The 25829-nt window shown below is 62.2% G+C and carries 27 protein-coding genes and 1 pseudogene; 11 read left to right on the top strand and 17 right to left on the bottom strand.

Features of this window, described 5'->3' with window-relative positions; genetic code table 11:
- Nucleotides 1-485: 485 nt before the first annotated feature.
- The 3 genes and pseudogenes from P3T23_RS10890 to P3T23_RS10900 all read left to right on the top strand — a co-directional run.
- Nucleotides 486-632: pseudogene (locus P3T23_RS10890) on the top strand (SDR family oxidoreductase); the annotation flags it as partial.
- A gap of 53 nt (nucleotides 633-685) precedes the next feature.
- Nucleotides 686-1483 carry an SDR family NAD(P)-dependent oxidoreductase gene (locus P3T23_RS10895; protein ID WP_429316151.1) on the top strand — a complete coding sequence of 266 codons (798 nt, stop codon included), beginning with the start codon at nucleotides 686-688 and terminating at the stop codon, nucleotides 1481-1483.
- 530 nt (nucleotides 1484-2013) lie between these two features.
- The gene (locus P3T23_RS10900) at nucleotides 2014-2334 is read left to right on the top strand and encodes a hypothetical protein (protein WP_429316152.1); all 321 of its coding nucleotides are present in this window, start codon (nucleotides 2014-2016) and stop codon (nucleotides 2332-2334) included.
- Between the two features lie 75 nt (nucleotides 2335-2409).
- On the opposite strand, the gene P3T23_RS10905 is transcribed toward P3T23_RS10900, so the two are convergent.
- The 7 genes from P3T23_RS10905 to P3T23_RS10935 all read right to left on the bottom strand — a co-directional run bounded on the left by P3T23_RS10905 (nucleotide 2410) and on the right by P3T23_RS10935 (nucleotide 7982).
- Nucleotides 2410-2733 carry a DUF4148 domain-containing protein gene (locus tag P3T23_RS10905; RefSeq protein WP_429316153.1) on the bottom strand — a complete coding sequence of 108 codons (324 nt, stop codon included), beginning with the start codon at nucleotides 2731-2733 and terminating at the stop codon, nucleotides 2410-2412.
- Between the two features lie 243 nt (nucleotides 2734-2976).
- Complete coding sequence (gene gndA / locus P3T23_RS10910; protein ID WP_429316154.1) at nucleotides 2977-4386, bottom strand: NADP-dependent phosphogluconate dehydrogenase; 1410 nt, start codon at nucleotides 4384-4386, stop codon at nucleotides 2977-2979.
- A 308-nt stretch (nucleotides 4387-4694) separates the two neighbouring features.
- Nucleotides 4695-5309 carry a DUF938 domain-containing protein gene (locus P3T23_RS10915; RefSeq protein ID WP_429316155.1) on the bottom strand — a complete coding sequence of 205 codons (615 nt, stop codon included), beginning with the start codon at nucleotides 5307-5309 and terminating at the stop codon, nucleotides 4695-4697.
- 3 nt (nucleotides 5310-5312) lie between these two features.
- Nucleotides 5313-5918: a pyridoxamine 5'-phosphate oxidase family protein gene (locus tag P3T23_RS10920; protein WP_429316242.1), complete on the bottom strand. Its 606-nt coding sequence runs from the start codon at nucleotides 5916-5918 to the stop codon at nucleotides 5313-5315.
- Nucleotides 5919-5982: 64 nt separating this feature from the next.
- The gene (locus tag P3T23_RS10925) at nucleotides 5983-6849 is read right to left on the bottom strand and encodes an NAD-dependent protein deacetylase (RefSeq protein ID WP_429316156.1); all 867 of its coding nucleotides are present in this window, start codon (nucleotides 6847-6849) and stop codon (nucleotides 5983-5985) included.
- Complete coding sequence (locus tag P3T23_RS10930; protein WP_429316157.1) at nucleotides 6846-7079, bottom strand: oxidoreductase-like domain-containing protein; 234 nt, start codon at nucleotides 7077-7079, stop codon at nucleotides 6846-6848. Before P3T23_RS10930 ends, P3T23_RS10925 begins: the two co-directional genes overlap by 4 nt.
- Before the next feature lie 135 nt (nucleotides 7080-7214).
- Nucleotides 7215-7982 carry an SDR family oxidoreductase gene (locus P3T23_RS10935; RefSeq protein ID WP_429316158.1) on the bottom strand — a complete coding sequence of 256 codons (768 nt, stop codon included), beginning with the start codon at nucleotides 7980-7982 and terminating at the stop codon, nucleotides 7215-7217.
- A gap of 303 nt (nucleotides 7983-8285) precedes the next feature.
- On the opposite strand from P3T23_RS10935, the gene P3T23_RS10940 reads away from it, so the two are divergent.
- Nucleotides 8286-9146, top strand: coding sequence for a polysaccharide deacetylase family protein (locus P3T23_RS10940; protein ID WP_429316159.1), 861 nt, complete (start codon nucleotides 8286-8288; stop codon nucleotides 9144-9146).
- A gap of 76 nt (nucleotides 9147-9222) precedes the next feature.
- Here P3T23_RS10940 and P3T23_RS10945 read toward each other — a convergent pair whose 3' ends face one another.
- Complete coding sequence (locus tag P3T23_RS10945; RefSeq protein WP_429316160.1) at nucleotides 9223-10632, bottom strand: DUF2252 domain-containing protein; 1410 nt, start codon at nucleotides 10630-10632, stop codon at nucleotides 9223-9225.
- Between the two features lie 459 nt (nucleotides 10633-11091).
- Between P3T23_RS10945 and P3T23_RS10950 the strand changes: the two genes are divergently transcribed.
- The 3 genes from P3T23_RS10950 (at nucleotide 11092) to P3T23_RS10960 (ending at nucleotide 13503) form a co-directional block, all read left to right on the top strand.
- Nucleotides 11092-11610, top strand: coding sequence for a hypothetical protein (locus tag P3T23_RS10950; protein WP_429316161.1), 519 nt, complete (start codon nucleotides 11092-11094; stop codon nucleotides 11608-11610).
- A 79-nt stretch (nucleotides 11611-11689) separates the two neighbouring features.
- Nucleotides 11690-12310 carry a LysE family translocator gene (locus P3T23_RS10955; RefSeq protein ID WP_429316162.1) on the top strand — a complete coding sequence of 207 codons (621 nt, stop codon included), beginning with the start codon at nucleotides 11690-11692 and terminating at the stop codon, nucleotides 12308-12310.
- 215 nt (nucleotides 12311-12525) lie between these two features.
- The gene (locus P3T23_RS10960; protein WP_429316163.1) at nucleotides 12526-13503 is read left to right on the top strand and encodes a 2-dehydropantoate 2-reductase; all 978 of its coding nucleotides are present in this window, start codon (nucleotides 12526-12528) and stop codon (nucleotides 13501-13503) included.
- 83 nt (nucleotides 13504-13586) lie between these two features.
- On the opposite strand, the gene P3T23_RS10965 is transcribed toward P3T23_RS10960, so the two are convergent.
- From P3T23_RS10965 to oxlT, 3 genes are read right to left on the bottom strand one after another with little or no spacing between them, the layout of a single operon-like run.
- Nucleotides 13587-15044, bottom strand: coding sequence for an aldehyde dehydrogenase family protein (locus P3T23_RS10965; protein ID WP_429316164.1), 1458 nt, complete (start codon nucleotides 15042-15044; stop codon nucleotides 13587-13589).
- 60 nt (nucleotides 15045-15104) lie between these two features.
- A complete protein-coding gene (locus P3T23_RS10970) occupies nucleotides 15105-16076 on the bottom strand; it encodes a LysR family transcriptional regulator (RefSeq protein WP_429316165.1) in 972 nt (323 codons plus the stop codon).
- Between the two features lie 18 nt (nucleotides 16077-16094).
- On the bottom strand, nucleotides 16095-17423 hold the full coding sequence (gene oxlT / locus P3T23_RS10975; protein ID WP_429316166.1) for an oxalate/formate MFS antiporter: 1329 nt from the start codon (nucleotides 17421-17423) through the stop codon (nucleotides 16095-16097).
- A 356-nt stretch (nucleotides 17424-17779) separates the two neighbouring features.
- Here oxlT and P3T23_RS10980 point away from each other — a divergent pair, with 356 nt between their 5' ends.
- Both P3T23_RS10980 and P3T23_RS10985 read left to right on the top strand, forming a co-directional pair.
- A complete protein-coding gene (locus P3T23_RS10980; protein ID WP_429316167.1) occupies nucleotides 17780-18727 on the top strand; it encodes a LysR family transcriptional regulator in 948 nt (315 codons plus the stop codon).
- Between the two features lie 99 nt (nucleotides 18728-18826).
- Entirely contained in the window at nucleotides 18827-19135 is a 309-nt protein-coding gene (locus P3T23_RS10985; RefSeq protein WP_429316243.1) for a hypothetical protein, read from the top strand.
- A gap of 111 nt (nucleotides 19136-19246) precedes the next feature.
- Here the strand turns inward: P3T23_RS10985 and P3T23_RS10990 are convergent, their stop codons facing one another.
- The 6 genes from P3T23_RS10990 to P3T23_RS11015 form a co-directional block, all read right to left on the bottom strand.
- Entirely contained in the window at nucleotides 19247-19975 is a 729-nt protein-coding gene (locus tag P3T23_RS10990; RefSeq protein WP_429316168.1) for an NAD(P)(+) transhydrogenase (Re/Si-specific) subunit beta, read from the bottom strand.
- A 38-nt stretch (nucleotides 19976-20013) separates the two neighbouring features.
- Nucleotides 20014-20832, bottom strand: a complete 819-nt coding sequence (locus P3T23_RS10995) for a fumarylacetoacetate hydrolase family protein (protein WP_429316169.1) — start codon at nucleotides 20830-20832, stop codon at nucleotides 20014-20016.
- Between the two features lie 158 nt (nucleotides 20833-20990).
- Nucleotides 20991-22238: a formyl-CoA transferase gene (gene frc / locus P3T23_RS11000; RefSeq protein WP_429316170.1), complete on the bottom strand. Its 1248-nt coding sequence runs from the start codon at nucleotides 22236-22238 to the stop codon at nucleotides 20991-20993.
- Nucleotides 22239-22266: 28 nt separating this feature from the next.
- Nucleotides 22267-22524 carry a hypothetical protein gene (locus P3T23_RS11005; protein WP_429316171.1) on the bottom strand — a complete coding sequence of 86 codons (258 nt, stop codon included), beginning with the start codon at nucleotides 22522-22524 and terminating at the stop codon, nucleotides 22267-22269.
- Between the two features lie 554 nt (nucleotides 22525-23078).
- Nucleotides 23079-23822, bottom strand: a complete 744-nt coding sequence (locus tag P3T23_RS11010) for a GntR family transcriptional regulator (protein WP_429316172.1) — start codon at nucleotides 23820-23822, stop codon at nucleotides 23079-23081.
- On the bottom strand, nucleotides 23800-24015 hold the full coding sequence (locus tag P3T23_RS11015; RefSeq protein ID WP_429316173.1) for a hypothetical protein: 216 nt from the start codon (nucleotides 24013-24015) through the stop codon (nucleotides 23800-23802). Before P3T23_RS11015 ends, P3T23_RS11010 begins: the two co-directional genes overlap by 23 nt.
- Nucleotides 24016-24182: 167 nt before the next feature.
- Between P3T23_RS11015 and P3T23_RS11020 the strand changes: the two genes are divergently transcribed.
- Together P3T23_RS11020 and P3T23_RS11025 are read left to right on the top strand one after the other, a co-directional pair.
- Complete coding sequence (locus P3T23_RS11020; protein ID WP_429316174.1) at nucleotides 24183-24347, top strand: hypothetical protein; 165 nt, start codon at nucleotides 24183-24185, stop codon at nucleotides 24345-24347.
- An 80-nt stretch (nucleotides 24348-24427) separates the two neighbouring features.
- Nucleotides 24428-25828, top strand: coding sequence for an L-lactate MFS transporter (locus P3T23_RS11025; RefSeq protein WP_429316175.1), 1401 nt, complete (start codon nucleotides 24428-24430; stop codon nucleotides 25826-25828).
- The last annotated feature ends 1 nt before the right edge of the window (nucleotide 25829 follow it).

The raw sequence follows: 25829 nt of genomic DNA on the forward strand, positions 1-25829 counted from the left end.
CACCAACAACGCTTTCCTGAGACCGCATGTGGCACGGCCTGGCCGGCCCGCACACGGGGCCGTCTGTGACCGTGAACTAGCCGCCAATCTCCTGGTGACTGACCACGCCGCACATTCGACGCCCTCCGTCCGTCATAAAGCTTGGGACTTTTAAACGGACACTACGCAAATCGAAAGTGCGTCATTGCGCTGGCAGGCAACTCGACGTGCACTCGCGTGCAATCCTCCCTCGCCCCCCTGCGATATCGTTGTTTCACCCACAAACCTTGCCGAGCTCGATGACGGTTCGGCGGAGATGAGGAGACGACGATGGAAATCAAGCCGAAAGTCCGCGAAGACGCAACGGATACGCTGTTCGTAAAAGACGGGAAGATTGCGGTTCAGACGTTCACATCCTTCTCGGCCTGATCGACCACTTTGAGGGTCACTGCCTCGTATACAAATAATGCAACGCAGCGTCATTCGACAGTACTACTACACAAGGAGACAAGCTGCTTCACGAGCTCACCCCTTGGCCGCGTGTCGGCACCGCTGAAGATGTCGCCAAAGCCGCGCTCTTCCTCGCGTCGGACGACGCGGAGTGGATGACGGGTTCGATGCTCACCGTAGACGGCGCCTTCACGGCTCGCTAAACGCAGTGATGGCCGGCCCGTTGCGGCTGCCATTACATCTGACAGGAGGGTTTATGGATAGGCTCAAAGGTAAGGTTGCCATAGTCACGGGCGCGAGCTCGGGGTTCGGTCGTGGCATCGCAATGGCGTATGCAGCGGAAGGCGCCTGCGTGGTCGTCAGTGATGTTCACGAAGCCCCTAACCAGGGTGGCTTCGAAGGCAATCCCCAGTTGACGACTGCGGCTGCCATTACGGAGGCCGGTGGCAAGGCTCAGTATGTAGCGTGCGACGTGACGAAACAGGAGCAGGTCGCAAATCTGGTGAGAGAGACCGTCCGGCTATATGGCGGTCTCGACGTCATGGTGAACAATGCTGGCATCTACCGGGCCGGAAAGCTTGCCCACGAGTTCGGGGTCGAAGACCTCGACGCCTGCTTTGACGTGAACGTGAAAGGTACGTGGTTCGGCTGCCAGGAAGCTATCAAGGAGTTCCTTAAGCAAGGTCGAGGCGGAAATATCGTCAACATCGTTTCGACAGCGGGCCTGCAGGGCCACCCGAAGCAGTCCGTCTATAACATATCAAAGGGAGCGGCGGCGAATCTGACACGCTGCCTCGCAATCGAATACGGGCGTGACAAAATCCGCGTCAACGGAATCTGCCCGACGTATGCGAAAACGTCCCTGACTCGCGCGCTGTTCGACGACAAGGACTTCGACAAAGTGTTCACGGAGGCAATCCCCCTGAAACGCTGGGGCGAGGTCGAAGATATCGCGAACCTTGCGATATTCCTCGCGTCGGACGAGTCGAGCTACATCCACGGTGACCTCATCCGCATCGACGGCGGCGAGACGCTCTGTCGCTTCTCGGTTTAACTGGTCGGTCGCGACGCGGCATGGCATGGCATGGCAGTCGCGTCGCGAGTAACGCACTAAGGAAGGCCACTTGAAGTCTTCGCACGCATGCTCGAGGCCCCGACACAAACACCATCAACCCTCCATTAACCCGTTGCACTTCGGCTTTGAAACCGCCCGTGCAAGAGGGAATGGCCCTCCACGGGAAAACGACCAGATTGCAAACGGTTATGAGCGGCCCGGGCTCCGCCCGGCCTGCTTATCGCACCAACTCGTGAGAGGGGCCTATGCCTGAGGTTCTGCTGACGGGGTCGAATACACGTCAGCGCGATGTGCCGGTCGATCGTAGAACAATGCGTGACTGATTATATGATCCGCTGCATCAGGCACGGTCCCCTCGCTCAAAACTGACAGTTTGTAAAGCGAACCTGGCACGTCCGGCACATCATTGAATCCCCCCGACGCTCGCCTATACTGGCCATTACCGCCGCGACATACTGCGGGTGAGCCGATTGCCGATTCGCGATGTCCTGTCCGCGAGGAGTTCGAGGATGAACAAAGCCACGTTTCTGGCCCTGCAGCTCAATGTCGAGGATGTCGCGACGTCATCCGGGCTGGCCGAGCTGTTGAATACGCATCTTGTCTTCGCCACCGATGTCGCCGAAGCGGCCGACGCACTCGTTCAGCTGGCAAGCGTTGCGCGCCTGTCGAGCGGCGTGGAGGCGACCGTCGAACTGCCCGCGGTTGCAATCGAACGGCTGCGCGAGGCCCTCGATACATTGAGCGGCTACGACGAAACCTGGCTGCTCGCGCTCGAATCGAGCAGTGATCTGTTCGACGATATAGCCCGCCGCCATCGCACACTGCATTGAAATGCAAAAAAGCGCCGACCGGACATGCCGGTCAGCGCTTTTCTGTTTAAGCGGACGCTCTACGCGTCCTGGCGATCAGTTGCCGAAGAACACCGATTGCGGGCCGGTGCGGTCAGCTTCAGCACGGAAACCGGCCTGCGACGAACCCTTGGTCGACGCGCCGTAGCCGCTGCTATCGGCTTGCGCAGTGCTGTTCTGCGCCGCAATGCGCGCTTCGGCGGCCTGGATGTGCTGCGGGTACGTGGTGCGGTCGTCGAGCGGGCTGTAGCCTGCCTTTTCCAGTTGCACGAGTTGTTCGCGGACCTGCGCGCGGGTCAGCGGCTGGTTCGATTGGGCAAACGAAACAATCGGGGCGGCCAGAACGGCGGCGACAACTGCTGCTTTGATCAGTGACTTCATGGTGACTTCCCTCCAGAACTTGTTTTAGCTCGCTTCGGACACCTTGTCCGGAAGCGGTTAACGACAGTCTAGGGAAGTCGGACTTCAGGGAAAACCCTTATTTCAATGAAACTCTTTTGCTCGATCCGCAATAATTCAATTTTTGAGCGAGAAAAAACCCATTGCGTCGATAGGGTTTCGCAATAATGCCCTTACAGGCGCCATGGAGGGCAGTCTGCCCGCCACAGCGCCCGAATTACTCCGTCAGGACCAGTTGGCGTGGAAACTGCCGGGCTTGTCGATGCGCTCGAACGTATGCGCGCCGAAGAAATCGCGTTGCGCCTGCACCAGGTTCGCCGGCAGACGCTCCGACCGGTAACCATCGAAATACGCCACTGCCGACGCAAACGCCGGCACCGGCACACCGGCCTGCACGGCGGCAATCACCACGTCGCGCAGCGCGCTCTGATATTTGGCGGCGATGTCGCGGAAATACGGATCGAGCAGCAGGTTGGGGAGCGCCTTGTCCTTCGCGTAGGCGTCGGTGATCTTCTGCAGGAAGCGGGCACGGATGATGCAGCCGGCGCGGAAGATCTTCGCAATCGTGCCGTAGTCGAGATCCCATTTGTACTCGCTGGCCGCCGCGCGCAACTGCGCGAACCCCTGCGCGTACGAAATCACCTTGCTGAAATACAGCGCACGGCGCACCGATTCGATGAGCGCCGCGCGGTCGCCGTTGAACGGCTGCTTCTCCGGGCCGGTGATGACCTTGCTCGCCGCCACGCGCTGATCCTTCAGCGACGACAGCACGCGCGCAAACACCGATTCGGTGATCAGCGGCAGCGGCACGCCCAGGTCGAGCGCGTTCTGGCTCGTCCACTTGCCGGTGCCCTTTTGCGCGGCGCGATCGAGGATCACGTCGAGCAGATCCTTGCCGGTCTCGTCGTCCTTCTTGCTGAAAATCTTCGAGGTGATTTCGATCAGGTAGCTGTCGAGCTCGCCTTCGTTCCATTCGGTGTAGACCTTGCCCAACTCCTCGTTCGACAGGCCCGCGACCTGCTTGAGCACCGAATAGCTTTCGGCGATCAGCTGCATGTCGCCGTATTCGATTCCGTTGTGCACCATCTTCACGAAGTGGCCCGCACCGTCCGGCCCCATGTAGGCGACGCACGGTTCGCCGTCCGGCGCCTTCGCTGCAATTTCGGTGAGGATCGGCGCGACGAGGTCGTACGCATCGCGCTGTCCGCCCGGCATGATCGACGGCCCTTTGAGCGCGCCTTCTTCGCCGCCCGACACGCCCGTGCCGATGAAGTGCAACCCGGACTTCGCGAGTTCCTGGTTGCGGCGGATCGTGTCGGTGAAGTGCGTATTGCCGCCGTCGATCAGGATGTCGCCCTTCTCGAGGAGCGGCTTGAGCGACGCGATGGTCGCGTCGGTCGGCTCGCCGGCCTTGACCATCATCAGGATGCGGCGCGGCTTTTCCAGCGACTCGACGAATTCTTCCAGCGTGTAAGCCGGCACCAGTTTGCGATCCGGATATTCCTTGATCAGTTCGTCGGTTTTCTCGCGTGTGCGGTTGAAAACCGACACCGCGTGACCGCGGCTCTCGATGTTGAGCGCCAGATTGCGGCCCATCACCGCCAGCCCCACCACGCCGATTGCCTGCTTGCCCATGTGAATTCTCCAGATTCCAGAAAGACGGGATGCCGCGCCGGATTGCCGCCCGCACGGCGTCGAGGATGAAAGGATAAAAGAAATGGCCGCTTGTCGCTTGTTTGACCGTCTTGTTCGACCGTCTTGTTCGACCGTCTTGTTCGACCGTCTTGTTCGACCGTCTTGTTCGACCGTCTTGTTCGACCGTTTTGTTCGACCGTTTTGTTTGACCGGCTTGTTTGACCGGCTTGTTTGACCAGCCCGTTCGGCTATAGGGCGCCTTGCCTGCCGGACGATGCCCGAACGCGCATCGCCCCGTGGCGCCCGCGCTACCGCTTTCGAAACGCCAGGCTGAAGTTGTTGGCAGGCATCGCCACCGGCTCTTCACCTTCGAACCCGACCGAAGTCGCCAGTTCCATGACCGCCTCCATATCGCGTACGCCCCACTCCGGATCGCGGCTTCGCAGCTGCAGATCGAACGCCTCGTTGCTCAGTGCAGTATGCGCGCCGTTGCGCCGGTACGGCCCGTAAAGATAGATCACCCCGCCGCTCTTCAAGATTTGCGCGGCGCCGGCGAACAATGCCTCGCAGGCCGACCAGGGCGAGATGTGAATCATGTTGATACAGACGATCGCGTCGGCGGACTGGATGCCCCAGGGCAGACTCCTCACATCGAGCGCGAGCGGCGCACGCACGTTCGCCAGGCCCGTATGCGCTGTCCATGCCGCGATCGATGCGCGCGCGTCGGGGTCGGGGTCGCTCGGCTGCCAGTCGAGACCAGCCAACGCCGCTGCAAAATGCGTCGCGTGCTGGCCAGTACCGCTCGCGATTTCGAGCACGACGCCTGTTTCAGGCAACACGCGCCGCAGCACCGCGAGAATCGGCTCGCGATTGCGCTCCGCCGAAGGCGAGCGTTGACGCAGATCCGGATTGGGTGTGTTCATCGCTCAGTAGAGGCTGGTGCGCATTCTTTCGACCAGTTCGCGATCGTACGAATCGGCATCGAAAGTCGCGCCATCGATGCGCCGATGCATCGCGCCCGCGCTCGGCAGGCGCGAACGCTCGACATGGTGCGCGGGATCCCACAGTTTCGAACGCGCAAGCGCCTTCGAGCAATGAAAGTACACCGCGTCGACATCGACGATCAGCACAGTGCGCGGCAGTTTGCCATCGACGGCGAAGCTTTCCAGCAGCGACGGGTCATTCGAGATACGGCCGCGCCCGTTGACACGCAATGTCTCGCCGACGCCCGGCACGACGAACAGCAACGCCAGGTTCGGCCCGACGATGACGTTGCGCAGGCTGTCGATGCGGTTGTTGCCGATGCGGTCGGGAATCGCGAGCGTGCGTTCGTCGATGATGCGCACGAAGCCCGGCGCATCGCCACGCGGTGAACAGTCGACACCGTCCGGGCTGGCCGTGGCCAGCACCGCGAACGGCGCCAGTTCGATGAACGCGCGGTAATCCTCGTTGACGTAGGGAATTTCCTTGCGGACGGCGCGCTCGTGGGGCTGCCCGTAAAGCGCTTCGAGTTCGCTCTCCGTCGTCAGGATCGAAGGCTGGTTGCCACCTGCTACCGTCATGTCGGTCGTCATTGCTGTCAGGGAAGGGAATGGATCAGGTGCTCGCCAGCGCTGCCGCGAGCGCGGTCAACATCACCGAGCAGGGAGCGGCGATTTTCAGTGCCAGCAGCGGATCGGCACGCGTCTTGCCAAGGTTGATCGCCGCCACCGGCTTGCCGGCCTTTCCGGCCCACACGCAGAAGCGATAGCCGGAATAAACCATCAGCGACGAGCCGACGACCAGCACCGCGTCCGCCGCTTCAAGCGCACGGCCGGCGGTCTCCACGCGCTCGCGCGGCACATTCTCGCCGAAGAACACGACCGAGGGCTTCAGCAGGCCGCCGCAGGCCGGGCACGCCGGAATGCGGAACGTCTCGAGAGCATGCCATTCGAGATGCGCGTCGCCATCCGCGGCCGGTTCAGCGCTTGCCTCGAGCAAGGCCGGATTGTCGGCTTCGAGCATGCGCTGGATCGAAACGCGCGTATGCGGCGCGCCACAGTCGAGACACGTCACGCCGCCGATGCTGCCATGCAGTTCGATGACATCCGTGCTGCCGGCGCGCTGATGCAAACCGTCGACATTCTGCGTCACGAGCGTTTCAACATGCTGCGCGGCTTCCATCTGCGCGAGCGCACGGTGCGCGGCATTCGGCGCAGCATCCGCGACGACTGGCCAGCCGATCATGCTGCGCGCCCAGTAACGCTTCCTCGAATGCTCGGAGCCGAGAAACTCCTGCAACGTAATCGGCGGCGAGCGCTTCCATTCGCCGTTTTCGTCGCGATAGCCAGGAATGCCGGAATCGGTGCTGATGCCTGCGCCCGTCAGCACAAAAAGACGCGGGTAGCGCTGGACGAACTCATGCAACGCAGCGAGCGCGTGGGGCTCGATAGCAGGTGTGACAGGTAACTGAAGTTCGTTCATGTACGGGGACGGGCGGGCTTGTCTGCCTGGACGCTTCGGCGCGGCCGCGATTTTGCGGCCGCGTGCGCGTGACGCGATTCCCACGCCGCCAGCGCGATCCGATAACGTTCGAGCGCATCCTCATGAAGGTCGAAAACGCAGGGATCGCAGCCGCTATGGCAGCAGTCTTCCAGCTCAGGCGGCGTGGGCGGCACGGGAGGCGGGTCGTCCTTCAGCGAGGCTTTGGTCACGGCAGCGTACGGAATGCATGGATCGCTCAGTATAAGTTCATCCCGCAAGGCGTGTACGCCGTGCCGCGCGTTCCGCGTATCGAAGCATCGCCGCCGATGCCCGCGCCAATGTTTCCGCAGATGTTCACGCGGATGCTAGCCGCGCCCGACAAACGGCATCTTGCTCGCCATGATCGTCATGAACTGCACGTTCGCCGACAGCGGCAGATCGGCCATATGCAGCACCGCATCGGCGACGAGGCCGACGTCCATCAGCGGCTCGACGGCAATCTCGCCGTTTGCCTGCGGCACGCCGCGCGCCATCCGTTCGGCCATTTCCGTCGCGGCATTGCCGATATCGATCTGTCCGCAGACGATGTCGTGGCGCCGGCCATCGAGCGACACCGATTTCGTGATGCCTGTAATCGCATGCTTCGTCGCGGTGTAGGCGATGCTGTTCGGCCGCGGCGCGTGCGCGGAAATCGAACCGTTGTTGATGATGCGTCCGCCCCGCGGGGATTGCACCTTCATCATGCCGAACGCCGCGCGCGTGCAGAGGAACACGCCCGTGAGGTTCGTATCCACGACCGCGCGCCAGTCGTCGACACTGATTTCGTCGATGTCGACCGGCGGTGCGTTACGGCCAGCGTTGTTGAACAGCACGTCGAGCCGGCCATAGCGCAGGCGGATCGCATCGAACAACGCGGCCACGCTCGCCGCATCCGTGACGTCGCACGACACCGCCAGCGCGTCCTGCCCGCGTTCGCGCGCGGCGTCGGCAAGCGCGTCGAGCGGCGCCTGCCGCCGACCGGCCAGCACCACGCGATAGCCGTGCTCGAGCAGCCTGAGCGCGCTCGCCCGGCCTATGCCGCTGCCCGCGCCGGTGATCAATGCGACCTTGCCCTGCTTCGTGTCCGTACTCACTGCTTTCTCCTTGTTCGCGGGACGCCGGATCATCCGGGTTCGTGCTCATATGCTCTCGCACCATACAACGGCGGATTGTTCTTCACAAACGCCATGGCTTCCTCGCTTCCCGCCATGTGCAGGGATGGTTGAAGTCCACGACGTCCCGGTCACGTGGCGTCACGTGGCGGTATAGCATTGCGCCCGCAGAACACGGGACGCATCGCAGACCGATGCCACAGCGAGGCCGGACAGCCATCAGTGGTATCTTTAGCGGTCATTCCCCCCGGCGACTCACCAGCGACCTTCCCGGGACAAAGCACCATGATCGAATCGAATCCGGCCCTGCAACACAGGCCATCCCACACCCCAGCGCGCCGCTGGCCCTATGACGGCTATCCGGCGATGCTGAAAGTCACCATCGTCTGGCACGTACTCGCGCTCGCCGGCCTGGCTGTTGCGCCGCATGCGTGGCCCTGGTGGGTCGCGAGCATCGCGGTCAATCACATCATCGTGACGGCGGCGGGCTTGTGGCCGCGCTCATCGCTACTCGGCACAAACTGGACGCGCCTGCCCGCAATCGACAGTAATGCGGACGCGATCGCCCTGACCATCGACGACGGTCCCGATCCGATGGTCACGCCCAAGGTGCTCGATATGCTCGACGCGCACGGCGTGCGCGCGACTTTCTTCTGCATCGGTGCGAAGGCGCAGCGCCACCCGGAGTTGACGCGTGAGATCGTCGCGCGCGGTCACGCCGTCGAGAATCATTCGCAGGTTCACGTGCATACGTTTTCGGTAACGGCGCCTGGTGCACTGAAACGCGAAGTCGAAGCGGCCCAGCGAACGTTCGAAGCACTGACGGGCGAGCGGCCCTACTTCTTCCGCGCGCCCGCGGGCCTGCGCAACATCTTTCTCGAGCCGGTGCTGCAAAAGCTTGACCTGCGGCTTGCTGCGTGGACGCGTCGCGGCTTCGATACGCGCGAGCGAGACGCTGAAGTGGTCGCGCGACGGCTGCTCGAGGGCCTCGCTGGCGGCGATATCCTGCTGCTGCATGACGGCAACGCCGCTGCCACGCAGGAGGGCGAACCGCTCATCCTCGCAGTCCTGCCGCGTGTGATCGAAACGGCGCGCCGCCAGGGGCTGCGCTTCGTCACGCTGCGCGAAGCGCGCGCACCCCTCTGAGTTCGCGTGCACCCGACAAGGATCCCGGGCACCATCGAGCGGACCGCAGCGCGGCGGCTCGCCATCTCCAGATCGGCTAGGGGCGAAAATCGGCCGCCATGTCCTCGTCGGTGCGCGCTTCGAGCTCCCCGCTACGGCAGGCCTTCAGGAATCTGTCATAGTCTTTTTCCGCCTGGTCCGCGCAGGCGAACGCGTAATCGGTCAGCGACTCCGCGAACTGGTCGTTGCGGCCGATGTAGGCGGCGATCTCGATTGCCTTGCCCCCCGCCTTCGCATGTGCCCGCGCCATAACCCAGCCGCAAAGCCGCGCATAACCTTCAAGCACATCGTTGTCGAACATCTCGATGTTCGCCGAGAACTTCATGTCGCGCAGTTGACGAAAGTAGAAGTGGCGTCCCGACGGCCCGCTCGACCAGCCGAGGAAAATATCGCTCACTGCCTGCAGCGCTCGCTGGCCGCGCACCACCCGCTCGCCGTTATGCCCCAGCATCGGCGCCTTGTAGAATTGCGAGACGACAGACTCGCGCGCCTCCTTGATCTGCAGAAAGAGCGGCTTTCCCTTGTGGTCGATGTTCAACAGCACAAGACAACGCGTGCCCACGCTGCCGACGCCGACCACCTTGAACACCAGATCCTGTGGCACAAACTGGCTGAGCAGCTGGCGGCGGTCGTACGTCAGGGTCTTCAGATAATCGGCGTACATGCGGTCGGTCAGCTTGCGCCAGCAGCCAATCTTGAACCAGTCGTCTTCGGCATCGAACAGTGTGCTGGCGCCATGAACGTGAAAGAGGCCGGGCGGCGCATCGTGTATCTGCCACCCATCGCCGAGTTGTTCCGCCATCTTTTCGAGCATGCTTTCATGCGTGCGCGACGCGGCCTTCTCCATGGCGCGCCGCGCCGCGCGACGGCGTTCGGGCGTCAGCGCCGTCTCTATCATGCGGTCGAATGTAATGCGCTCGTACCAGAGTTCGAGTGCACCGTATTCCGCATATTTGCGGATCCAGTCGCGGTACGCCGTGACCGCCGACATCGCCAGCGTCGACGCCATGCCGCGGCTCAGACGCATATGGCGCGCCGCGATCACAAGGCTTGCCGTCAAACGCTTCAGGTCCCATTCCCAGGGTCCGAGCGCGACTTCGTCGAAGTCGTTCAGGTCGAAAGCGAGTTGCCGCTCGGGTGTCGCGAAGCCACCGAAGTTCATCAGATGGCCGTCGCCGCAGATGGGCATGACCATGCCGGTATCCTGCACCTTGCTGAGATCATGAGCCTGCAGGATGGCGCTGCCGCGAAAGAACGTGAACGGCGAAACCGCCATGCGCCCGTATCGCAACGGAACGAGCTGGGACACCCGGCCTTCGCTGCTCTGACGCAGCAGTTCGATGGGATCGCGACGGAGGTCGCCGATCGCGGCGTGACTCGAGCGTTTCGAACGTTCCCGCGCCGCGCGGCCGGCGGCTTGCCGTTCTGCGATGGTGCTCGACTTCATGCTCTTCTCCGTTCTTCGAATTGTCATGAGCCGGTACGCGCCCGCGGCAGCCTGGGGCGACAGCGTCCGGCGCCCCGGCCTTCCGAAGGCGCCGGATCACGCTGTCGACGCGGCGTTTCGCCCATCACACGCCTTATTAAATCCCGCGACGAACACCTGTGCAAGGGGTCGAAACGCCGCCCTGCAGATTGCAATAAAGCATCACTATTCTCTTAATGGTTGATTACAATCACCACACACGAGACTGGGTTCAGGATTCAGGATTCAGGAGACGACTTATCCGATGCAGCGCCCCATTCCATTCCTTCGGACGCATCCCATTTCAAAACGACGTCACCTTGCCGACACTCGCGCTTTCCTGCCGGGATCCGACCAGATCGCAGCAAGCCCGCGCGCTCACCTCAATCGACCCGGCGAGAACCTCACGGCGTGAAACCCACCTCCTTCGTCCGATACGGCGTGCTCAGCACTGCCCTGCTGCTTTCCGCCTGCTGTCTCTTCGGCAGGCACCGCTCCCGCACTGACGCCCTTACCCATCTGAACGGTTCGCTCAGCGTCGCCCCCGCGTACGACTTCGTCTACGCCCCGGCGGAAGCCGGCCGTGTGTCGCCGAACCGCATCGAAAACACCGCGATGTCCAGCATCATTCTGAAGAAGAACATCGACGTCTGCGTTCACGATGCGGTAGCCAGCAACCTCAAGCACGCGGGCATCGACACGGCCAACAGCAAACGCGTCCTTACTGCGCGCATCGAAACGTTCTCCGTGGAAGACGCGCGCTCGCCCGCGTGGTGGACCTTGACGATGCGCTACAGCCTTGTCGATGCCGACTCGAAGCGCGTGCTCTACACATCGACGAAAACGGTCCGTCAGGAGTTCCGCACGTTCACGAACAACACCTTCGCGCTCGAGGACATCGTCCGCGCGAACGTCTCGACGCTTCTCGACGATCCGGAATTCGCCCAGGCTGTGCACTGATTTCCGGGGTTCCGACGGTTCGGTACAATCGATCGACCCATCGTCGACGGCCACGTGCCGCCCATTCCGCGAGCCCCTCATGTCCCTCACCGCCTGGCTGTTCTTTTTGCCCGCCTGCTTCGCATTGAACATGGCGCCGGGGCCGAACAATCTGTTGTCCGTCAATGTTGCGGCGCGGCACGGCTTCATGACGGCTTTCATCACGGGGACCGGCCGGCTCGTCGCGTTCGCGTTGATGATCGTGCTTGCCGGAACCGGGCTGGCGGTCATCCTGCACGCGTCCGCGCTGTTCTTCCTCGCGATCAAGCTGACCGGCGCGGCCTATCTGATCTGGCTCGCGATCCAGCTATGGCGCAGCGACGCCGCGCCCGTCGATACGTCGAAGCAGGGCGATATGTCCATGTGGCGACTCGCGCGGCATGAGTTTCTCGTGGCCGCAGGCAATCCCAAGGCCATTCTGGTTTTCACGGCGTTCCTGCCGCAGTTCGTCAATATCTCGCAGCCGATGCTGCCGCAGTTCACGATTCTCGGCGCGAGCTTCCTCGTACTCGAGTGGTTTTCGATCGCGCTCTATGCCGCTGCCGGCATGTATCTGGGAAGGTGGCTCACCCGCGCGAAGGTGCGCCGCTGGTTCAACCGCACCTGCGGGACCTTTCTCGGCGCAATCGGCCTGAGTTTTCTGCTGGTAAGGCATTCGTGACGGCTGCCTCATGCTTCAGCGAAAACCATAAGCGATGACGAATGCATTTGGCCAGAAACTTTAACTATCGCCAATCGATGCGCGCTTCTATGCTGTGACTATCGCCCGCACTGGCCGCGCCATGATGCACAGGTGAGGCGCCCCGCGCGCCTCGTGCGGTCCTGCATTCCTGTATTGACGGGCAAACGGCTTTTCATTGTGACAGGGCGTAAATCATGAAGATCTGTGTCTTCGGAGCGGGCGCAATTGGCGGCCTGATGGGTGTGCAACTGGCGCGCGCCGGTGCTGATGTCAGTTTCGTCGCGCGTGGGCCGCATCTTGCGGCAATGCGTGAACACGGCGCGCGCCTGTTGATCGACGGTGAGGAAGTGTCGGCGAAGGTGCGCTGCACTTCCGATCCGCGCGAATTGGGCGTGCAGGACTACGTGATCGTCACGCTCAAGGCGCATTCGCTGCCGGGTGTCGTCGAATCGATGCAGCCGCTCTTTGGCAAGCATACGGCGATCATCACGGGCACCAACGGCATCCCTTACTGGTATTTCTATCAGCATGGCGGCAAATTCGCCGGCACGCGCCTCGCGAGTATCGACCCCGACGGCTCGCAGTGGACCCGGCTTGGGCCCGAACGCGCGATCGGCTGCGTGCTGTATCCGGCAGCGGAGATCGCCGAGCCCGGCGTGATCAAGCATGTATACGGCAAGAAATTCCCTATCGGCGAGCCGAACGGGGAACGTACGCAGCGCATCCAGCAGTTTCACGACATCATGCAGGCCGCGGGCTTCGAAGCACCGATCCGCGAGAACATCCGCGACGAAATCTGGCTCAAGCTGTGGGGCAATCTGTGCTTCAACCCGATCAGTGCGCTGACCCATGCGACGCTCGACATCATCACCAGCGATCCCGCGACGCGCGCCCTTTCACGCACCATGATGCTGGAAGCGAAACAGATCGCCGAGCAGTTCGGTGTGCATTTTCGCGTCGATGTCGAGAAGCGCATCGACGGCGCGGGTGCCGTCGGCGCACACAAGACGTCGACGCTGGTCGATCTGGAGAACCGGCGGCCGATGGAAATCGACCCGCTGTTGACGGTCGTGCAGGAAATGGGCCGCCTTGTCGGCGAGCCCACGCCGACCATCGATGTCGTGCTCGCGCTCGTCAAGCAACGCGAACGGATGGCGCTTCAGGGAGACTGATTGTTTGCTGCGTTCAATGCGGAAGGGGACCGAATGCGCAGCATTCGATCCCCTTCCCTTCATGCGTCGTCAGAGGCATCGACTCATTGATCGAGCGACAGCCACACACTCTTGGGTTCAGTGAAGTTTTCGATCGCGACGTCGCCATGCTCGCGGCCGAAGCCTGAGTCACCCGTCCCGCCCCACGGCAGACGCACATCGGTATAGCCGTAGGTGTTGATCCACACGGTGCCGGCCTTCAGTTCGTGCGCGACGCGATGCACGCGGCCGATATCCCTGCTCCATACACCTGCGGCCAGACTATAAAGCGTGCCGTTGGCGATGCGGATCGCATCCGCCTCGTCGTCGAAGCGAATCACGCTCGCCACCGGCCCGAAGATCTCCTCCTGCGAAATGCGCATTTCGTGTTCGACGTTGGCGAACACCGTCGGCTCGACAAAGAAGCCGCGCTCGCCGATCCGCGCGCCGCCCGTCACCAGCGACGCGCCCTCCTTCGTGCCGACGTCGACATAGTCGAGCACCGTCTTCATCTGCGCGGCCGACACAAGGGGCCCCATGGTCGTTTCGCGCGCAGCCGGGTCGCCGACGCGTATCGACTTGGCCCGTGCGGCCAGCCGTTCGACGACTTCGTCGTAGATATCGCGTTGCGCCAGAATACGCGAACCCGCCGAGCAGACCTGCCCGGTATTGAAGAAAATGCCCGACGCCGCGGCGCGCACGGCATTGTCGATATTCGCATCGGCAAAGATCACATTCGCCGACTTGCCGCCGAGTTCGAGCGTCACGCGCTTGAAATTGCCCGCGGCGCCCTGCAGGATCCCGCGCCCAACCGACGGCGAACCCGTGAACGTCACCTTGTCGACGCCCGGATGCGCCACCAGTGCGTCGCCCACCACGCGGCCCTTGCCGGTGACGATGTTGAGCACACCGGGCGGCACGCCCGCTTCGAGCGCAAGTTCGCCGACGCGCAGCGCGGAAAGCGGCGTGATTTCAGCCGGCTTCACGATCAGCGTGCAACCGCAGGCAAGCGCGGGCGCGATCTTCCACATCCCGATCATCAGCGGAAAATTCCACGGCACGATCGCCGCCACCACGCCGACCGGCTGGCGAATCGTATAAGTCAGTGCATCGGGACGTACCGGCACCACCTGACCGTTGATCTTGTCGCACCAGCCCGCATAGTAGGCGAGCGTATCGATGGCGGCCGGCACGTCCTGACGCAGCACCGCAGCTATCGGCTTGCCCGCGTCGAGGCTTTCGAGCGCGGCAATTTCGTCCTGATGGGTGCGCAACAATTCCGCAAAGTGCCCAAGGATGCGCCCGCGTTCGGCCGCCCGCATGCCGTTCCACACTTTCAGCGCGGCGCGAGCGGCGGCCACGGCCGTATCGACATCGGCCGCGCTGCCCTGCGCGACCAGCGCGATTGGCTCCTCGGTGGCGGGGTTCACGTCGACAGAGTATTCGCCGCTGCCAGGCGGCAGACGCTTTCCATCGATCAGCAGGTCGTGGCGCTTGAGATCTGCGTCGATTTGATTGTTCATCATCGTGCTCCTTGCAAAAGGTATTGCCTCGAGCGTGCCTGCCAGCACACTACGTTGCCGCTATGGCGCGCGCAGCATCGCGCCATCGTCGGCAGCCGCAACCCGTATGCGGCTGCCTGCGCCCGACCATGCTGCAGCCGGCGCATGTGCTTCCTTGAAGAGTTGCGACCAGACCGCCTCCGCGTTCGGCCGCAGCGAGCGATTCTTCCGCCGCACGAGCACGGTCGTCAGCGTGACTTCCGGCACCAGTTGGCGTGCCACGAGGCGCGTGGACGGCGCGGGCCAATGCGCATCGATGGGCAGGATGCCGACGCCGAGGCCGAGTTCGACCATGCGCAACACCGCCGCAACGTGCCCCAGTTCCTGCATCGGACGGCCACGCATGCGATGCGTGCCCAGCGCGCGATCGACGGCAGCGCGGCTTCCCGCGTCGGCGTTGAGGGTGACAAGCGGCGCGTCTTCGAGCGCGGCCCATGCCAGCGCCGGACGTTGCGCCAGTGCGTGACTAGCGGGAAAAACAGCATGGAGCGGCGTGGAGAACAGGACCTGCGCGTGCAGGCCCACGCCCTGTGCGGAGTCGAGATCGGATACGACGCCAAAGTCGACTGCGCCCTGCTCGACGCTCGCCAGCACCGCGGACTGCGGTTCGTCCTTCACGGAGACGATCAGATCGGGAAAGGCCGCCGCGCAGCGCGCGAGACCGCCCGGCAGCCAGCTTGACGACAGCACCGGATTGCTGGCAATCACAACCACGCCGGTATGGCCTTCGTGCGCGGCGCGCCCTTCGCGCAATGTGATGTCGATCTCATCGAGCAGACGGCCGATGCGGCGCTCGAGGCTCGCACCGGCCGTCGTCAGTTCGACCTGACGCGTGGTCCGGTCGAACAGTCTCAACTGGATCGCGTCTTCGAGTTCGCGCACGCAGCGGCTGACCGCCGACTGCGTCAGATCGAATTCGCGCGCCGCGCGGGTAAAGCTCCGCTGGCGCGCGACGGCGACGAACACCTTGAGTTGATGCAGCGAAATATTCATAAGACAGCGCGCTCGGCGCTATTCGCCTGTCTGCTCCGGCCAGTGACTCAGGCGCGAGGCACTTTTGGTATGAACGACCGGGTTTTCGCTGGCCTCCACCCAGCGGGTGCGCATTGGCGCCAGGATGAATTTCGCCGAGATGCCTGCCGCGATCGTGATCACCGCGGCCACGATGAACACCAGATTCCAGCCACCCGTTGCCGACAGCACCGAAGCCAGCGGCACGATCAAGGATGCAGTGCCCTTCGCCGTGTACAGCGTGCCGGCATTCGCGGACGCATACTTGCTGCCGAAGGTATCGGCGCAGATCGCCGGGAAGATCGAGAAAATCTCGCCCCAGAACAGAAAGATCAGCGCGGCGAAGGTCATGAACGCATACGGGTTCGAGCCGAACTGCATCAGACCCAGCAACGCCAGCCCTTCACCGATGAAGATGAAGAACATCGTGTTCTCGCGCCCGATCTTGTCGGAAATGAATCCGCACAGGGGACGCGTGAAGCCGTTGCAGATGTTGTCGATCGAGAGGGTGACGGTCAACAGAGGCAAGGTCATGCCCAGGAAGGACATCGGGATCCGGGCGAGGCCCCAGTCTTTGGCGATAGGGCCGATCTGCGCGGTGGCCATCAGTCCACCGGCAGCCACGCCGACAAACGCCAGGTAGATCACCCAGAACACCGGTGCCTTGATCATCTGGCCGGGGGTGTAGTCGACCTTGGATACCGCGAAATTCTTTCTCGGCGGCGGTGGCGCACGCTTTACGGGCTTTTTCAGCAGCATGGCCAGCACAAGGATGCTGACGCCCTGCAGGATGCCGAAGAAGAAGAACGTGTGCTCGTAGCCCTCGCGCGTGATCATGTTGGCAATCGGGATCACTGTCACGGCCGCACCCGCACCGAAACCCGCTGCGGTGAGACCTGCGGCAAGACCGCGCTTGTCCGGAAACCATTTCAGCGCATTGCCGACGCACGTGCCGTACACGCCGCCTGCACCGACACCCGCGATGAACGCCGCGACATACAGCTGCGGCAACGCATTCGCGTAGGAGTTGATCACCCACGCGAGGCCTGCGCACACCGCGCCGACCGCCACCACCGGTCGCGGACCGAATTTGTCGACGAGCCATCCCTCGACCGGCACGAGCCACGTTTCAGTCAGAATGAAAATCGAGAATGCGAGCTGGATCGAGGCTTCTCCCCAGTGGTGTCTTGCATTCATCGGTGCGACAAAGAGCGTCCATGCATATTGCAGATTGGCGACGAGCGCCATACACACCATGCCAATGACAAGCTGGCACCAACGGTTCCCTAGAAAGGAAGGTGCTGGCGCGTGCTGGTTGATGTCGTCCATTTACCTTGTCTCCGCTATCTATTTAGTGCAGCCGACCCAATCGCCCTGCTGCATTTACTCCACCTTATAGTTATGACCCGAAATTAAATGCCATCGGGAATATTTATCACCTGCATCGCCCTTGTTAAATTCATAAAAAATGGCAATGCAAAAATCAGATTACTAATTAACTGATTAATCTTCAGTTCCCGTACCCCGCGCTTCGCCATATTTCGCCTGACCTTCGCCGCTACGCGTTAACCCGGGGACTCCGCTGCATAAACCGCTTTGTTACAGAATCATGTTAGGGTCTTTGCTGAATTACCAATAATTAAAGTTTGTTATTATGTTGATTCACATATGCTTATACATCGGCCATGACGATGAGAAATGCGACCCTTCGCCAGCTGAAGGTCTTCGAAACGGTGGCACGGCATCTCAGCTTCTCGCGCGCGGCGGAGGAGCTGCATCTGACCCAGCCGGCCGTCTCCACCCAGGTGCGGCAACTCGAGGAACACGCGGGCCTGCCGCTCTTCGAACAGCTCGGCAAAAAGATCTACCTGACCCCTGCCGGCACCGAGATGCTTCACTACAGCCGCGCGATCATGCAGCAGTTCCACGAAGTGGACGAAGCGATGAGTCAGCTGAAGGGCGTATCGGGCGGCAAGCTGAACGTTGCCGTGATCAGCGCGGGAGACTATTTCTTTCCGCGCCTGCTGGCGGAGTTCACGCGCCGCTATTCGGGCGTCGTGCTCAATCTTGCCGTGCACAACCGCGAAGAACTGCTGCATCAGCTTGCGACCAACCAGACCGATCTCGCGGTGATGGTGCGTCCGCCGCACGAGATCGACTCGATCAACGAGCCTTTCGCGCCGCACCCGTACGTGATCGTCGCCGCGCCCAGTCATCCGCTCGCGAACAAACGGAACATCAAGCTGAGCCAACTGGCGAACGAAGCGTTCGTGGTGCGCGAGCGCGGCTCGGACACCTGGAATTCGATGGAAGAAGGTTTTGCCGGCCGGCTCGAGAACCTCAAGATCGCGATGGAGATCAAGAGCACCGAGACGATCAAGCAGGCGGTGATCGCCGGCATGGGGATCGCGTTTCTGTCCGCTCACACGATCAGCCTCGAACTGCAGGTCGGGAACCTCGTTGTGCTCGACGTGGAAAGCTTTCCGGTGATGCTCAACTGGTACGTCGTCCATCGCAAGAACAAGCGCCTGCCGCCGGTAGCGGTGGCCTTCAAGCGCTTCCTGATGGAGGAAGGCGCGAACCTGATCGAGCAGATCACGCATCTGAAGGAATCGACCGTCTATAGACGATAGGATATGGTTTTCCAATAAAACTTTAACTATTGCGGATCCAGGGTCGTACCTATGCTTGAGGCGAGTCCTTTCACTCGTCCGCATGGGAGCCCGATCATGCTGAATCATTCTTCGATAGCGTCTCATCCTGTCACGCGTGCAGCCCGCGTTACCGCGGACAGTCCCGACGATGCCCATCTGAGCGCATACAACGCGGCCTTCAGCGATCTCGGCCTGCGGTTTCGCTGGGACCGCGATACGCTCGACGCGCTCAACGAATTCACCAGCGAAGTGGCGCGGATCACGGCATACATCGAGCGGTTCCATTCGCATCTTCATAAGGCCTATGACGCCGACTTTCTGGCCCAGTTGATTCTGCGTAAAAAGAGCCAGTACTTTCACGAATTCGAGCCTGACGGCGGCGTCTGATTCCGCGCCCTGGCTGCACGCGGATCGATGATGATTGCGCGTGCCGCCTTCGCTCCTGTTCATTCGGCTTCTCCGTCTGGTTTCGTCTCACGGGTCCTGCCTCTTGATGGATCAGTGGCGCATCGCGCGATAGCGCTGGCGTCCCCGATAGCGCCACTCGACACCACACCGGTATGCGCCAGCGCGCTGCACGTTGCATGTGTCGTCGCGCAGTGCCCAGCGTTGCGAAAAGTCGTCGCCTGCAACGTGGTGCGACGGATCTCCACGTAGTTCGATGCGCTCCAGAATCCCGCGCCGATGGACCAGGCCGCAGCGGGCATGGGCCCGCGCGCCCGGCCCCGCATACGCGTGCGTGTGCGGGTCGTCAGCCGTCGTCATCAGATGCGCGCCCAGCGCGGCTGCCAGCAGGCTCAAGGCGAGCAACGCGGCCACGTCGAAGTTCTGGGTGTCTTCCGCGACAAAGGCGTAGCCAAGCCAGGCGCACAGCAGAAGCGCCGCCACGTTGACAATCCTGCTGCCCGGAAACGTGCCACTGTGGCCGCCGATTGCGCCGCGCAGTTTGCAGAACGCGATGAACGATCCGGCAAAGACAAGACCGCCGATAAAGACGGCGACACACGATTCGACGCGCTCGATGCCCACGGGCACAGCCGAAAGGAGGTAGCGCGCGAAGCCCGCGCCAATCACGAGGAGCCCGGCGCCGCTGCCCAGCAGCGTCAGAAACCCCGGTCGATGCAACAGATCGTGCCGGCGCGCCATCCGCACGCAGAAGGTTGCGCCTACAACCGCTGCCAGAATGCCGCTCAATATGTAAGCGGCATCTTCCAGTCCGTCCAGCATGCCTCCTCCTTGTGCGACGCCCTGCGGCGCCGCTCCGATCAAGGGGTAATGCTCGTGGCCGTCGCCGCGGCCTGTTCTGTCTCACCCCGTACTGTCGCGAGGGTGTTGCTCAATGTGCCGATGCCGTCGATCGAAATCGCGACGGTCGAGCCATCCTTGATCGAACCGACGCCGAGCGACGTACCGCAGGCAATCACGTCGCCCGGCTCCAGCGTCAGATCGTGCGAGATGAGACTCACCTGCTGCGCCGGCGAAAACACCATGTCCGAGAGCGGATAGTTCTGCCGCTCCACGCCGTCGAGCAGGGTCACGACGCGGCTCGACAGCCAGTCGAGACCGGACACGATCGCCGGACCGATGCAGGAGAACGTATCGAAGCCTTTCGCCCGACACCATTGCGGAAAGTGCGGATTCTCGTTCAGCAGGTCCGCCGCGGTCACGTCATTGACGATCGTATAGCCGAAGATCGACGCCGCCGCTTCTTCGACGCTCGCCGCGCTGCAACGCCGTCCGATCACGATGCCAAGCTCGCCTTCATAGGCGATCTTTCCCATATATCCCACTGGACGCTGGATCGGATCTCCCGAGCCAATCACGGAGCCGGCCGGCTTGATCAGAAACAGCGGATGCGACGGCACCGGCTTGTCGAGCTTCGCGGCCAGCGCGTGAAAGTTGTTCCATAAGGCGACGACTTTCCCGGGCGCGCAGGGCGCGAGCCGGGTGAGCGCGCGCGTCGACAGCACGGCGCCCGTGGGCACCGGCTCGTCGAGCCCCACGTACTCGTGCAGGTAGCCGTTTTCAACGCGGCCGAAGACGATACCGCCGTCGTTCGACATGAAGCGCATCCAGGTATCCACTATCAGCTCCTCGGCGGTTCGGGCCGCCATCTTGGGCCGCCATCCGTCGAAACGGATTGCGCCGTCCCGACGGCAAATGAAATGCGTCAGTCACATGGCGTCGCGCGAGGGTGTTTGAAGCCTGCGCGCCGCGTCGTACCGTACCTTGAAGCGCGCTGTCAGATCGCTCCCGCCGCGCGCAGCGCATCGATCTGCGCGGACGTATAGCCCAGTTCGGCCATCACCTCATTGGTATGCTCGCCAAGCAGCGGCGAGCGCGTGACTTCGGTCGGACTGTCGGACAGCTTGATCGGGTTGCCCACAGTCAGATACTTGCCGCGCTGTGGGTGATCGACCTCGACGATGGTGCCGGTCTTGCGCAGCGACGGTTCTTCCGCGATCTCTTTCATCGACAGGATCGGACCACATGGGATGTCGTATTTGTTGAGAATCTCCATGGCCTCGAACTTGGTCTTGCTCATGGTCCAGCGCTCGATCTCGCCGAAGATTTCCTTCAGACGCGGCAGGCGCGCAGCGGGCGTCGCGTAGTCGGGATCGGTGGCCCATTCTTCCTTGCCGATCACGTTGCAGATCTTCGCCCACACCGGCGCCTGCGTGATGAAGTAGATGTACGCGTTCGGATCGGCTTCCCAGCCCTTGCATTTCAGGATCCAGCCCGGCTGGCCGCCACCCGATGCATTGCCGGCGCGCGGCACCGCTTCCCCGAATGTGCCATTCGGGTACTGCGGGTACTCCTTCATCACGCCGGTGCGCTCGAGCCGCTGCTGATCGCGCAGCTTCACGCGGCACAGGTTCAGCACGCCGTCCTGCATGGCAGCCAGCACCTTCTGCCCGCGGCCCGTACTGACGCGCTGGAACAGCGCCGTGACGATGCCGAGCGCCAGATGCAGGCCCGTGCCGCTATCGCCGATCTGCGCGCCGGACACGACCGGCGGGCCGTCGTCGAAGCCGGTCGTCGATGCGGCGCCGCCCGCGCATTGCGCGACGTTCTCGTAGACCTTGCAGTCCTCGTACGGCCCCGGCCCGAACCCCTTCACCGACGCCACGATCATCCGCGGGTTGAGTTCCTGGATGCGTTCCCACGTGAAGCCCATGCGGTCGAGAGCGCCCGGCGCAAAGTTCTCGACCAGCACGTCGCATGACTGGATCAGCGCTTCGAGAACCTGTTTGCCTTCCGGGTTCTTCGTATCGATCGTGACCGAGCGCTTGTTGTGGTTGAGCATCGTGAAATAGAGGCTGTCCACGTCGGGGATATCGCGCAGCTGTTCGCGCGTGATGTCTCCGGCGCCGGCCCGCTCCACCTTGATCACATCTGCGCCGAACCACGCCAGCAGCTGCGTACAGGTCGGGCCCGACTGCACATGTGTGAAGTCGAGGATGCGCACGCCGTCGAGTGCTTTGCCCATGTCATGTCTCCTTGATGTCTCGCGCGTTTTACCTGCACATGGTCTGGCGGTCGCTGCCCGGCGCGTATTCGCCTGGACCGCGGGTTTCTTTGCCGTTTCCGAAAACCTGCTGGAAGGCAACACCGGTGTCGAACGATGAAACAACGGCTAGCATGGTCGTCTCCTGGTCATCCGGTTGTAGAGCGGCTCTCGACGGATAAAGCCGACCCGACGACAGTGCCTCTTCACCATCGTCCTCAACCCTGCCCCATACGGTATGTGATATACCACATTCATTCAAGATCATTTTTTCTCCGATTTCCCTGAGAGTTGCGATCGGCAGCCGCATGTACAGCGTGGCTCAGCGCCCTGTATGAGGTCCTGAAACGGTTCGAGGCCGAGGGAAAACACTGATCACGATTCATTCCTCGGTCGCTTTGATATATCACATACCATATTTATATGGTCGTCAAGCAAGGCTTTTCCCGTACATCGAGAAGAAGTGAACCGTTGTGAATGTCAGACCAGGGAGTGACCGCCGCCCTACGGCGTGTCAACGCGAAACGATTGCGCTGCGTTCGCGCAAGAATTGGCCGGCGAGACCGCGAGGCAGTGCGGTTGATTGGTGCAGGCCGTAAGGTCGCGGAGACAGGTTGCTTAACGGATGAACACCCGCGTCGAGGCGGCACGCCCAGGGAGCAGCCAGTAGCCGTGGCCAGCCGTGTTGCCGCGCGGAGTTGATCGTTGGTGTTGTCGGGAAGCAGCCAGGTGCGGCACGCGGTGCAGTGCACCATCAAACGAAAAGGCCAGCGGTGACGCCACCACTGGCCTTTTCGTGCGTCTCTTTACTGACCGGTCACATCAGTCGAGAAAGTCGCAATTCGCTTCGACGAACGCCGCGAGATCGAGCGAATGCTGACGGACCAGACGCTCGGCCAGTTCGGTATCCCGCTGCTCCAGCGCTTCGATGATGCGCAGATGGTCGACGATCGACCGCGACGCGCGGTCGCTTTGCGAAATCGTCATCCGGCGAATCGCGCGGACATGGACAAAGATGTTCTTGATCGTGTCCAGAATGATCTGCGACTTCGACAACTCGACGATCGCCTGGTGAAACGCGATGTTCGCATCCGAGTATTCAGCGATGTGCTCCGCCGGCGTGGCATCGCGGAAATTGTCGAACATATGCCTCAACTTCGCGATCTCCTCGTCCGTTGCGTGGAGCGTGGCAAGGCGCGCGGCCATGCTTTCGAGCGCCGCCCACATCTGGATCATCTCGACGATTTCACGCTTGCTCTTGCGCACGATGTAAATGCCGCGGCGCGGCACCATGCGCAGAAAACCTTCCTGCTCGAGCAGTGTCATCGCTTCGCGAACGGGTGTACGGCTCACCCCGAGCGTCTCGCTCAGCACGCGTTCGTCGAGGCGAATTTCATCGCGAGACCGATAGATGTCCGCGTCCGCAATGGCCTGGCGAAGCATCGTGTAAGCCTGATCGCGCAGGCTGGCGGTTGCGTTGATAGGCTGCAGCGCCAGCGTAAGCGGCGCGCCAGCCTCGTTACCAATGACAGTAGCCACAGACTCAGTTTGAAGTTCTGACGACATTCATCGCCTCTTGTTGAACACGCGAACGATGCGGCGCAGCGGCCGGACCCGTTTCTCCGAGCCCGACATAACGGCCATGCAGCGCAGCCAGTTCGGCGACCGGCTGCGGAATCCATTTTGTCAGCAATACCGTGGCGGCGGAACCCAGGCCAACCACGCCGATGGCGAGCAGCGACAGAGAAACAAAATCCATTTGAAGCTCCGAATGATTGAATGAAGGAATGACTCAATCATATGTTGCATCGCCGCAAAAATCAATATTCCGTATGTGATATATCAAAAACTGTTGTATCCCTACATCAGACAAACGCTACCACGGGCGCGAAGTCAATGGGCTCTTCTGCGCCCGGAGCAGCGCGCGTGCACATTGCGCTGAACTATTCGACGGCCAATCCCGGCATGTCGCGCACGTTCATCCTGACCATCGCCTCCTCGTCGGCGCGCTCACACCGGACAACCGGCCACGCGCCCGCTTATGTACTCGCGTCTCATATTGCCAAGGTGCGCCCTCATCCCTATCGTTAAGGCCGCGGGAAGTTAAGGCAGTGTTTAAGAAAGCACATTCAAGAGCCGATAACAAACGATATCCCTTAACGGAGACCACCATGAGCAGCATGACTGAGCCAACTAACAACACCGGCTCGCCCCCGTTCTTCTCGAAACAGGCCACCGTCGCACAGCCCGGCTTCTCGCGCTGGATGGTGCCGCCCGCCGCGCTTGCAGTGCATCTGTGTATCGGGCAGGCCTACGCGTTTTCCGTGTTCAACGGTCCGCTCACGAAGGTGATCGGCATCACGCAGTCTGCGCCGGACGACTGGTCGCTGACCACCCTCGGCTGGATCTTCTCGCTGGCGATCGTGTTCCTTGGGCTGTCTGCCGCGTTCGCGGGCAAATGGCTGGAACATGTCGGGCCGCGTCGCACGATGTTCACTGCGGCCTGCTGCTTTGGCGGCGGCTTTGCCGTGTCGGCGCTCGGCGTGTGGCTGCATCAGATCGCGCTGCTGTATCTGGGGTATGGCGTGATCGGCGGCATCGGGCTGGGGCTTGGCTATGTGTCGCCGGTGTCGACGCTGATCCGCTGGTTCCCGGACCGTCGCGGCATGGCAACCGGCATGGCGATCATGGGCTTCGGCGGCGGCGCGATGATTGCCGCGCCCTTGTCGGTGGCGCTGATGAACCACTTCAAGAGCGCCACCAGCGTCGGCGTGGCGGAGACGTTCCTCGTGCTCGGCATCGCCTACTTCATTTCGATGACGATCGGCGCGCTTGCGATCCGCGTGCCGCCGAAAGACTGGAAGCCCGCCGGCTGGACGCCGCCTGACACGGCTCACAGGATGATCACGCGCAACCACGTGCATATCGATCAGGCGCTCAAGACGCCGCAGTTCTATCTGATCTGGCTCGTACTGTTCCTCAACGTGACGGCCGGCATCGGCATTCTCGGCCAGGCGTCGGTGATGATCCAGGAGAGCTTCAGGGACACGGTGAGCGCAGCCGCCGCCGCAGGCTTCGTCGGCCTGCTGTCGCTCTTCAACATGGGTGGCCGCTTCGTGTGGGCATCGGCATCCGACTGGGTCGGCCGCAAGAATACGTACGTCATCTTCTTCGTGCTGGGCGCCGTGCTGTACTACCTCGTCCCGGGCTTCGCCGCGTCGGGCAATATCGCGCTCTTCGTGCTCGCGTACTGCGTGATCCTGTCGATGTACGGCGGCGGCTTCGCGACCGTGCCCGCGTATCTCGCGGACATGTTCGGCACGGCCTTCGTCGGCGGCATTCACGGCCGTCTGCTGACCGCATGGGCGGCCGCGGGCGTCGCCGGTCCGGTGCTGGTCAACTACATCCGCGCATACGAAGTCGCCAACGGCGTCGCCAAGGCCGATGCATACACTATGACGGTCCACATCATGGCGGTCCTGCTGGTGGTCGGCTTCGTGTGCAACCTGCTCGTCAAGCGCGTCGACCTGAAACATCACATGACCGACGCGCAACTGTCGGCCGGTCAATAAG

It is taken from the genome of Paraburkholderia sp. GAS448 (assembly GCF_050435685.1).
Taxonomy (GTDB): Bacteria; Pseudomonadota; Gammaproteobacteria; order Burkholderiales; family Burkholderiaceae; genus Paraburkholderia.